This is a genomic window from Ilumatobacter sp., from assembly GCF_049588435.1.
Taxonomy (GTDB): Bacteria; Actinomycetota; Acidimicrobiia; order Acidimicrobiales; family Ilumatobacteraceae; genus Ilumatobacter_A.
In genome coordinates, this window is the sequence record NZ_JBAVYV010000473.1 from 1 (window position 1) to 1,716 (window position 1,716).

The following is a 1,716-nucleotide window of genomic DNA, read 5'->3' on the forward strand; positions in this document are numbered from 1 at the left end:
GTGATGGCCTGCATCCCGTTGCCAGCATCGGCCAGCCCCAGTCCAAAGCCAAAGATGGCGAACACCGGAAACAGCATCGGGAACGGGAGATCTGCGATTGCCAACACCAGGGCGATTGCCTGCAGGATGAACGCCGGAGCGAGGACCGATGCGCTGCCTCGCTTCGAGGCCCACGTTCCGGCGACCATGGATCCGGCGCCAGCCATGAGCACGGCGGTCAATACGACAAGCGAGACGTCGCTCTCGTCGATGCCAGTGCGGCTGGACAGGCCCGGCAGGTTGGTGAGGATGACGGCGAAGCCGAGGCCCTGCACCGCGTAGGCGACGGAGACCCACACCCGGTTGCGGCGCATGGTGGGGGTGGGGGTCACCGCAGTGGTCGCCGCCACGTGCGGTGCCGGATCAGTCATGTGTCGTCCTCATGGTCTCGGCGAGCATCATCGCAGTGCCGGTGAGCTCACTGTATTCAGGTGGGGTAGGTAGACGGCGCCCGCCACGCCCTGCTCGGATCCCTATGTTGAACGGCCGGTACCTTTGTCGACGGGTGGATGGCTCCCTGGCGTGGTCGATGGTGCTGTGCAACGGAACCATTCGTGCTACGACTAGATGGCACACCAACGTCGTGAGGGGCACCGCATGGCCACGAAGAACCCACCCGCAAAGCGAAGCCGGCTCACTCTGACCGAGGGCTCTATGCAAAGCGCAGACTCGACCCGCAGCCTGTGGTCCGTCTCTTCGAAAGGCAGCGCCGGAAGCATCTCGTCGCGGGGGAGCGCGGGGAGCATCTCCTCCATCGGAAGTGCTGGGAGCATCGCCTCCGTCGCATCGCTCGGCTCCATCGCCTCGGTCGCCTCGGTGGGGTCGATCGCATCGATCGGCTCCGTTGGTTGCGTGTTCTCCATCGGCAGCACCCACATGAACGGCGCGTTCTTCAACCGCAAGGTCACTCGTCTCTTCGACAAGAGGACGGTGCACAGCAGCGGTGACCCGGCTCCGATTGGGGACGCGCGCGCTTAACCGGTAGAATCGCGGGGTTGCTCTGCCGCGGACTACCCCCGTGTATGGCTGAGCCTTCTTCCAGCATCCAGGAGTACGTCAGTGACCAGCGCCTTCGAGACCATCGACGCCACGACCGTCAAAGTAACGGTCAACCTCACCGAGGAGGACCTCGCGCCCGCCCTCAAGCACGCCTACGAGCACATCGGCGAGCAGGTGCAGATTCCCGGTTTCCGCAAGGGCAAGGTGCCCGCGAAGATTCTTGAGCAGCGCGTAGGCAAGGGTGCCGTCATCGAGCACGCCGTCAACGACGGTCTGCCCGGCTGGTACTCCGAGGCCGTTCAGGAGCTCGAGCTGCGTCCGTTCGGTCAGCCCGAGGTCGACGTCACCAAGATCCCCGGCTCCGTCGAGGGCGACGAGGGACTCGAGTTCACCGCGATCGTCGAGATCCGCCCCGAGGTCAACCTGCCCGCAGCAGACACCCTGACCATTGAGGTAGAGCCCATCGAGGTCAGCGACGCTGACGTCGACGAGCGCGTCGACGCACTGCGCGAGCGCTTCGGTTCGCTCGTGTCCGTTGACCGCCCCGCGGCAAACGACGACTTTGTGACCATCGACCTGTCCGCCAAGGTCGATGGAGCCGACGTCGACGCCGTTCAGGGCACCTCCTACCAGGTCGGGTCGGGCAACATGCTCGAGGGTCTTGACGACGCTCTGCTT

Annotated in this window: 2 protein-coding genes and 1 pseudogene; 1 reads left to right on the top strand and 2 read right to left on the bottom strand. The window is 64.9% G+C overall.

From position 1 onward, the window contains the following. Both WBV89_RS18000 and WBV89_RS18005 read right to left on the bottom strand, forming a co-directional pair. Positions 1 to 410, bottom strand: a pseudogene (locus WBV89_RS18000) (hypothetical protein); the annotation flags it as partial. Between the two features lie 192 nt (positions 411 to 602). After that, entirely contained in the window at positions 603 to 902 is a 300-nt protein-coding gene (locus tag WBV89_RS18005; RefSeq protein ID WP_423982710.1) for a hypothetical protein, read from the bottom strand. A 196-nt stretch (positions 903 to 1,098) separates the two neighbouring features. Between WBV89_RS18005 and tig the strand changes: the two genes are divergently transcribed. Next, on the top strand, positions 1,099 to 1,716 hold a 618-nt coding region (gene tig / locus WBV89_RS18010), incomplete at its 3' end, for a trigger factor (RefSeq protein ID WP_423982711.1).

What these genes read in the sequence shown, in the direction of transcription:
- WBV89_RS18005 (WP_423982710.1), bottom strand. Translation starts at nt 902, where the DNA reads ATGGAGAACACGCAACCAACGGAGCCGATCGATGCGATCGACCCCACC.